This is a genomic window from Acinetobacter sp. Brlt_5, from assembly GCF_051949055.1.
GTDB classification, from domain to species: Bacteria; Pseudomonadota; Gammaproteobacteria; order Pseudomonadales; family Moraxellaceae; genus Acinetobacter; species Acinetobacter indicus.
The window spans coordinates 384,815-393,831 of sequence record NZ_JAYJLP010000001.1 but is presented as its reverse complement, the minus strand read 5'-3'; the positions used below and the strand labels follow the sequence as shown (position 1 = coordinate 393,831).

The 9,017-nt window shown below is 45.8% G+C and carries 6 protein-coding genes; all 6 read right to left on the bottom strand.

The features are described 5' to 3' along the window. The coding region (locus tag VF685_RS01935) for a TonB-dependent siderophore receptor (protein ID WP_440203530.1) at nucleotides 1–1,861 on the bottom strand (1,861 nt) is incomplete at its 3' end. 570 nt (nucleotides 1,862–2,431) lie between these two features. After that, entirely contained in the window at nucleotides 2,432–3,226 is a 795-nt protein-coding gene (locus VF685_RS01930; RefSeq protein WP_168405985.1) for an energy transducer TonB, read from the bottom strand. Beyond that, a complete protein-coding gene (gene tolR, locus VF685_RS01925; RefSeq protein ID WP_286384751.1) occupies nucleotides 3,223–3,669 on the bottom strand; it encodes a protein TolR in 447 nt (148 codons plus the stop codon). Before tolR ends, VF685_RS01930 begins: the two co-directional genes overlap by 4 nt. A 6-nt stretch (nucleotides 3,670–3,675) precedes the next feature. Beyond that, a complete protein-coding gene (tolQ, locus tag VF685_RS01920; protein ID WP_104472268.1) occupies nucleotides 3,676–4,362 on the bottom strand; it encodes a protein TolQ in 687 nt (228 codons plus the stop codon). A gap of 71 nt (nucleotides 4,363–4,433) precedes the next feature. After that, nucleotides 4,434–6,401: a phytase gene (locus tag VF685_RS01915; RefSeq protein ID WP_286384752.1), complete on the bottom strand. Its 1,968-nt coding sequence runs from the start codon at nucleotides 6,399–6,401 to the stop codon at nucleotides 4,434–4,436. Between the two features lie 58 nt (nucleotides 6,402–6,459). After that, nucleotides 6,460–8,919, bottom strand: coding sequence for a TonB-dependent receptor (locus VF685_RS01910; RefSeq protein ID WP_440203529.1), 2,460 nt, complete (start codon nucleotides 8,917–8,919; stop codon nucleotides 6,460–6,462). Nucleotides 8,920–9,017 lie beyond the last annotated feature (98 nt).

The following is a 9,017-nucleotide window of genomic DNA, read 5'->3' as shown; positions in this document are numbered from 1 at the left end:
CCTGATAGGTCGTTAACAGATTAAAAGACTGGTTCGGATTGAAGGTACGGGCATCTCCGCCGTTGATCAGATCTTTGAGGCTAAACTGGGTATAACCAAAACTGAGATTGAGATGATCGCTTAACTGTCCGGCAAGGCTGAATTCATACCCTTGAGAACGTAAATCGCTGACCTGGGTTTTGCGTAACGTCGGAATGCCATCAGAGTCGCGTAGCGGATAATTACTTTGTTCTGTCCTGAAGATGGCCATGGTGGCAGTCAGTCTGTCATCTAACCAGGAACTTTTAATGCCGGCTTCGTAACTTTCACCTTCAATCGGTTTATTGAGATTGCCATCTGCCGCTTTGCTGGTTTGCGGACGGAAAATGGAGGTATAGCTTAAATAGCCGGTATATTCAGGACTGAAGTTATACGTCAGGCCGGCATAGGGGAGGACTTTATCTTCATCATAAATGGTGTCGGTACCATAACTGCTGCCTGTACTTTTGGCTTGTACATAATTGGCACCAAGCAGTACTTTGAGATCATCATTCAGATGCAGACGGGTGGCGGCATACAGGCTCTGATTTTTCTGCCGGATATGCATTTCCCCACTGGTTTTCGATAGATCCCAGCTCGGTTCTTCCGGGGTAAAACTGGCTAAATCTGTGGTGAGAGGCTGGGCAAAACGACCTCCGTAACCCAGTTCATCCAGCTGGTTTTCTGCCCAGATATACCCGACAGATGCTTCATGACGTTGTCCCCAGAGCAGATAAGTACCACTGAAACTCAGACTGGCTTGCTGCTGTTTATTGTCATCCAGATACATGCCCGGATAGAGAAACACGCCTGATGTGCCATCAGCCCCTGGCCGGCCGGACAGATATAAAAGTTTTGCATCCCGTTTTGTCCGCTTTTTGTCATAGCTGAGTTTGGCCGTCCAGTCACCCCCGAGTTTTTTTTCAATCTCGGCAAAATAGTTTTTAATATTGCTATCCCAATAGGCCCAGTCCGGACTGTAATTATAGTTTTGTGGATAATGAAGCTGTTCGCCTTCGGTGTTGATGAGCGGATTGGAACCCCAGTTCACGCTATTCGGTTGATGCTGGGTTTCGCTATACCCGGCGGTCAACAGGGTGGTATCGGTCAGATCTGCTTCTAGCACAGCCCCGACACCGTTTTTCTCCAGGCTATAACGCTCCAGATAACTGTCACCCGTCTGCTGATAACCAAACAGTCGCCCTCGGATTCTGCCATCTTCCGTCAGGGCGGAGGATACATCGGCTTCATAGCGCTGGGTATTCCATGAACCGTAACTGGCATTGAGTGCTGCCTGAAAGTCCTGAGTCGGGCGTTTTCGAATCAGGTTAATGGTTGCGCCCGGATCGCCAATCCCATTATTCAAGGCATTGGCACCTTTAACGACTTCAATCCGGTCAAATAAAAAACTGTCCGGATTGTCATTATTATAATTATAGCCTTCAAGCGGCAGCCCAACGCCGTCGACCAGCACATTGGAAATTTCAAAGCCGCGTGAGAGGTAAGAGCTTCGTTCCGTTTCCTGATTGCTCACCATAATACCGGGGGTGTTGCGCAGGACATCGCGGGTATTGTTCAGACTAAAGTCATCCAGTTGCTGGCGCGTGACCACGTTGACCGTTTGTGGCGTTTCTTTGAGCGGAATATTGAGCTTGGAGGCTGTTGCAGAGTTTTGAATCATATAGCTTTGAGTATGTTCAGAACTTTGATTTGCCTTAGCGGGTTCAGCGGTCATGGTAATGGTGGCGAGCTGCTGCGTATCTTCTGCAAAACTTTGTTGACTCACTAAAATTGTAAGACTTAGCAAAGATAGCTTGAAGGATGGGTGCACGATGTAGGACATTTTTGTTAATGAAAATGATAATAATTATCATAAATATTATTTGTTAATTTATTGCAAAGCAATCCTGAATCCATAGGAAATATGAATGAAAGATGAATAAATCATAGAAAAATTAGGAGGTCGTGCGCTTAAGTGTGAGATAGACGGTAATTATTATTAGAAATAAGAAAGGGTTAGTGTATTAGCTATTTCTGGCCAGTTCATCTTGTATATATTGCTATATATTCTTTTAAATATTCTGGTTGGATGTTTTGGTGTTAAGTGATTGGCTTTTGAATAAGAATTGGGGGATAGAGGAGGTATTTTGCATCTTAGTCTATAAGAGATGACCTCAATTCAATGATCGGGATAATGCAAAGCTTCTTTATCAAAGTTTTGCTCTGGTGAACAGGATTGGTGTCATATTGCTGTCAGCCATTTTTCAGTTCAACCACCTGAGTTCCTGTTCGCATCGAGATGACTTCATTTTTGAGCTACTCATATCAGCCCCTATGAATGACAGATAATTCAGTGACCTAGATGTTTTCATAAAGATAGACCATACAAAGAACTGAGCCTATTTAAGCATCTTTATTCAATCCGGTATTCAAAGGTATTTTTAATTTTAGCAACTTCAACAGCCTGACCATTGACGATCCGTGGCTGGTATTTGAACTGCCGGGCTGCATTGAGTGAAGGACGCACAAATATCGGATCACAGTCTGTTAATGCTTTAGGATTTACCACTTGGCCTTGAGTATTCACGCTATATTCGACCGTGCAGTTGCCTTCCAATTCATTCTCCAGTGCTCGCATAGGGTAATCCGGTTTCACTTTTGAAATCGGTTTGTAGTTTTTTTCATCAAATACAGGCGGAGGTTGTGTATTTTCCGCCACTATCGGTTTGCTGACAGATGGCGCCGGCTGTGTGGTCGCAGCAGGCTGGGCCGGTGCAGGAGGAGCCTCATGTGTCACTACTGCAGTAGTTTGCATGGTGGTGGATGTATGATCTGTCATTGCTTGTGAGCTGGTGATTTTGGGTTGAGGATTTGGCTCTGGTCTGGCTTTGGCAGATTGGTTTGAAACTGGCTTCGCTTTAACCGGCTGAACGGGTTGAGTTGGCGCGGACTGGACTGGTGCAGCGACTGGGGGCATTACTTGAGATTGAGCTGGTTCTTGAGTTGGCGCATGTTTAGGTCGGAGCTGAGATGATATGTCATCTTTTGGAAGCTGTACAAATTTAACCTGTACTGACCTGGGTGTGACTTCTTGGATGGGACGGTCAAAATTCTGGTTTAACACGCTGTAGACCAGGGTGGCATGCAATACAGCCGTCACAGAGAAAGCGACAGCAGTGGCTGGATTGATCCGTGATATGCTTTTCACTGATCCTGCTCCTCGGTGACTAGGCCCAATTGCTCAACGCCACTTTGTTGTAGCAATCCAATGGTTTGTGCAACAAGCTCATAATTGGCGCTACGATCCGCACGAATAAACACCTGAATATCCTGATGGATTTGTAGCAGTGGAGATAATTTTTCTTTCATTTCTGTCAGACTCGTTGCCCGATCGGTGACTTGTGTAGTATCGACACTTTCTCCCACATTCCAGTAATAGCGGCCATCTTCTTGAATCGAAATAGTAATGACTTTTTGTTCCTTGGGGGTGACCAGAGTTTCAGCTTCCAAATTCGGCAAGTTCACTTTTATGCCTTGGGTGAGCATGGGGGCAGTGATCATAAAAATCACCAGCAGCACGAGCATCACGTCGATATAGGGAACAACGTTCATTTCTGCGTTGAGTGCGTGCTTTTTCTGACGTTTCTGCATGTGGTATTAATTCCCTGCCTGTAAAAAACGCAGCATTCGGGTTTGTAATTCATTGCCGAAACTGTAATAACTATTAGAAATTTTTTCTGCACGGGCACTCAGGCGGTTATAGGCAATCACCGCAGGAATGGCTGCAAATAAACCAATGGCGGTGGCAATTAATGCTTCCGCAATACCCGGTGCGACAGCGGAAAGGGTGGCTTGTTCAAGCTGAGACAGGCCAATAAAAGAATTCATGATGCCCCAGACGGTGCCAAACAAACCGATATAGGGGCTGACTGAACCCACAGTCGCCAGAAAACTCAGGTGCTTTTCCAGCTTTTCTTCCTGTTCACTGACACTGGTGAGCAAACGTCGTTCAACTTGATCGGTCACCGCTGCCGAGGAGAGGCGAGTGCTGGTATGTTGAAGTGTATGAAATTCATCCAGGCCGGCCTGATAGATCTGCCCAAGCCCCCCTGATTTCGGTTCGGATGGTTCGGTTGTGGCAAGCGGAAAAGGCTGTTGGCGGAACTGGCTTAAAAAGACTTTATTCGCAGCTGTTTCCTGACGCAGACGAATACTCTGTTTGATAATGACATACCAGCTAATAATGGATGCCAGTAATAAAATCAGCATTACTGCTTGAACCAGCAGACTGGCATGGCTAATCAATTCCCATACTGAAAGCTGTGCTGCAGATGGATTCGACATAAAAACCTCAATAAAATTATTCTTAGATGAAACACAGGTACAGCGCCGTAGGCTGTACCTGAGGCAAGGGCTTATTCCAGACCCAAGGCTTGTGCAATTTTTTCCCAGGCCACATATTTGTAGTTCTGATTGCCTTCTGGCATACGCTTACGTCCGTCCTGAACCACCAGCATACCTTTTTTCCAGATACCTCCCAGATTGGCTGAGGTCACCTCAAGCCCGTCCGTTTCAGAGACCGCATCAATCTCGTGATTCAGATTGGCCGAGATTTTAAATTTCCCGCGCAGCTGATAAGGGGCGGCAGCATCGACCACAACATAACTGTCATCTCCCTGGCTGGAAATGACCAGATAATCACGTACTTGACTTTTATAAATGGCCAGTCCTTCAATGTCTGCCTTGACCTGTTCCCCAACAGTAATCACCGGTTGTAGCTGAATCTGTTTAGGGTCATCCAGCCTGGTGGTCCACACCACTTTTGCTTCTTCACCGACATAGATCCGGTCATGTTCATCATCCACCACACAGCCTTCAGGCTGGCTAGACACTTTAAACCTAAGGACTTCCTCTGCGCTCAGGCCGCTTGCCTTGCTTTGAATCTTATATTGCACAAAAGTGCCATTTTTATCGTTTGGAATGGCAAAGGTTTCACCTTGCCGGTTCTGGTACATACAGAATCCATAGATGTTATTGAGATCTGTTGGCAGTTCTCCTAAATCTTTGACCTGTCCAGTTTTTTGATGGATGCTGAACAGGTGAAGGCTGTTCTGATCGCGGTTGGTGGCGATGGCTAAATCGACTGTCTGTTGCCCCAGTTTGAAATTCGGTCGAATATCAACATTATTCAGACGGCCGACTTTTAAGTATTGCAGCTGTTTCCCGTTCAGGTCGTAGACCGCAAGGCCACCTTGTTTATCTGTACCCACTACACGTGACAGACGTGGGTTAGCCTGATTGACCCAGATTGCGGGATCATCAGCCGCATCACCACGGCTTGGAACCAAATCGGTTTCGACATCTGCCGGAATGGCTAAGCCTGCTTTTTTAGGAGGCAGGGCTTGCGTGGTCCAGTTAATGTTCAATAGCTTGATCTGATCATCAACCAGTAACAGCTGTTTCTGGTCTTGGGTACCTTTCAGGCTGATACGTTCAGGCTCATCTACATTCTGTAGAGAGAGCGGAGGTAATTTGTGCCATGAAGTACCCTCAATGCGATAGCGGTACAGCATAGCTTTGGATTCATCCATTGCTGCCAGTGCATTGTCGATCAAGCTTAGTCCGCTAACATTGCCTAGAATTGATCCATGCGGATGATTCAAATCTACTGGATAGCGGATCAGATCTGCTTCAGGATCTGCCTCATAGGCCCAAATGCCCACATCTTCTTCATTGATATACAATTTGTCATGATGGTCATCTACCACACAAAAACCACTGTTGGGTGGCAGGCTCATGTTACGAATAAAACGAGGGCTAATCTGGTTTGAGCCTCCAGACTGAATCATCCATTGCTCCCCGATACCTTCTTCTCCCACCAGAAAGCTATATAAAGATTGATCAGGCGTGAGATACAGGCAGTTATCTTCGGTTTTAAAGCTACGGGCCGCCAGATAGACAGGCTTTGCCCAGGTTCCGGTGTTTAAATCAAAACGGAAAATGACCGGTCGCTGCTGAAGTAAATCAGTGGTCTGGATAATCAGCTGTTGGCCAATGCTGCGATAGTCAATTTTACTGAACGAGCCGGGAATATGCTGTACACGTTGGGCATTTGAATTCCACAGGCTTAGGCCTTGGGTTTTGCTGCTGGTGAGCACTTGAGCATTTAAACCATCAATCTCAATCCAATGTGCATCTTCGACGGTGATGGGTAACTTGAAAATTTGCTCCACCGGCAGCACAGGCTGATCCAATGCTGAAAGAGTCTGTTCCAGATGAAGCGGGCTGCTGATGGTATTCTTTTGGGTATGAGCAGAGGAGGTGCAGCCAGATAAAGCCACAAGCGCTGCACAGAAGGTGCTTAATTTAAAAAGCATTGTCATGATTTTTCTCTAAATAAAAAGTACCCAAAGCCAAAGTGGCTTTGGGTGAGCTAAAGGCTTAGAAATGTGTGAATTTCAGACCAACTTTATAGCTCGGGCCGTATTCTTCGTATTGCGCGTTATAATGACGATTGCCGTTATAGTTGTAATACACTTCATCGGTCAGGTTTTGTGCATTAAAGAACAGCTGGATATTTTTGTTAAAATTCACATGACCGCTCAAATCAACAAACACCTGATCATCGGTATATAAATCTTTTTCTGGCTCATCAATGCCAGAAATTTCATTCAGATAACGGGATTTATAGTTGGCGGCAAGACGCAGACCCACACGGTCGTTTTCCCAGCCGATCATGGCATTACCGACCACTTTAGATTGGCTTGGAAAATTAATGGTTCGGGTCATTAATTCACCATCGACCATACCATCAATATCGGCTTTGGCACGACTGAAGGTGCTGTTGAGACCAAAGATGAAGTTATGCCATTTTTGGCTATAGCCGAGTTCTACACCGTAAATTTTGGCGGATGAACCGTTTTTGAAAGTCATGGCTTCATCAAAATCAGTCCAGTCCCCAGTGCCTGCAACGTTAGCGTTATAAATAAAGTGATCAATATCTTTATAGAACGCATTCATGGAAATTACGCTGGCATCACCAAAGTATTTCTCTACGCCTAAATCGAAGTTGGAGGCTTCCAGCGCTTTAAGATTTGGATTACCAAACTCGGCTTCATCACCATCAATATAAATTCCCGGTCGGGATTGTTCAAAGTTTGGACGTACCACAGTATTGGTCCATGCGGCTCTTAAAATAGCATCACTACTTAATTGATATTTAAGATGCAGGCTCGGTAACCAGTGATCATAATCATTTTGGGTGGAAACAGAGCTGCTTTCACCGTCCAGAATCCGATAGCCTTGTGTTTCAAAATCGGTATCTTCATAGCGTAAACCCGCAATCACCCGTAACCGATCAAAATCAATGGTATTCATGACGTAAGCGGCATGAATATCTTCCGAAGTTTTATAATCGTTGATGACCGATTCTTCAGCATCTCGCCAGTCATTCAGGTTGAGCTGGGCCAGTTGGTTATGGATCGGGCCACTAGACAAGGTCGGGCCGAACTGTGCCAGTTCATAATGACCGTTTGAACCAAAATGGGCAGGGGATGTGTCTAAATCTTCAACTTTCCAGATTTCAGTATCATTGGTTTTGGTGCGCTGGCTGACTTTTGCCCCAAATTTGAAGATAGATGCATAATCGTTGAGCAGATAATCGCGGCTCAGATCGAATTTGGCATTTTTCTCTTTATCTTTGGCTGTGCTTTTTTCCCATTCTACTTCATCGAGTTCATATTGGCTTGGGTCATAGAAGCTGGCCGCGCCTTTCACGACAGGAATACGCGTGCTTGAATATTGCAGATCATCAAATTCACCGACAAATCCGGCACCGGCAATACCGCCCGGATTCTTTTCCGAGGCTTCGCTATAGCCGAGCTGAGCTTCCAGCGTCCACTGATCAAAACGGTTTTTACCGCCTAGCACAAAGGATTTAATTTCCTGGGTTTCTTCACGTTCTTTCAGTTCACGAACTACTTCTGCACTGCCTGGTGTATTTATGGCGAGCGGATCGGAAAATTCAACACCTGCAGCCTGACGGGTTTCATTGTCCTGGAAGCGGCTATATAAGGTACGTAAATAGTATTCACTGTTCTTATTTGGTCGAAAATCGAAATTCAGGCCCGCGCCCAGACGTTCACGTTCAATATCATATTGACGCATTTCTGTTTCTTCGAGCAGGCCATCCTCCCATTTCCCTCCGGTTTCAACGTTATCTGAACCAAAGGTACGCTCTTGCCAGCTCAGGGCTGCAGCGACACCAAAATTATCGGTGCCGGAACCGAGACTGAATTTCTGGCTCACCGCACCTGATACTTTCGGGCTATATTCTTCACGTTTTTCATCATAACCGCCTTCAACTGCAGCCGTATAAAACAGGCCGTCATGATCAAACGCCGACAGACTTTCAACCTGAATGGTCCCGCCCAGTGAGTTTGCATCCATATCTGGAGTTAAGGTTTTAACCACGGTTAAAGACTGCACTAGTTCTGCAGGTAAGACATCCAGCGCTACACCACGGCGCGATGCTTCTGGTGCAGGAACCAGCGTGCCATTAATCGTAACCGCATTCAGATCGGTGCCCAAACCTCGCACTGTAACAAAACGGCCTTCACCCTGGTCACGTTCAGTTGACACTCCAGGAATCCGTTGTAAGGCTTCCGCTGCGTTATCATCAGGTAGTTTTGCAATGGCATCGGCATGCACCACGCTGGAAATCGAATCGGATTTGCGCTGTTCTTTTAATGCTTCATTGATACTTGCGGCCTGTCCAATTACACGGACGTATTCGGTTGCGGTTTCGGCTGCCAGACTATGGCCAGTGGCCAACATACATAACACTAAAGTGCTGACCTTAAAGGTAAATGCTGCTGTTTTATTACTGCAATGAGTGCTCATTTATATTATCCCCAAAGAGCGCAATGGCTGTTTGTTGAGCACCTTAAATTTGGTCAATGACTAAATGATGACAATAATAAAAGCTGAAATGATATCCA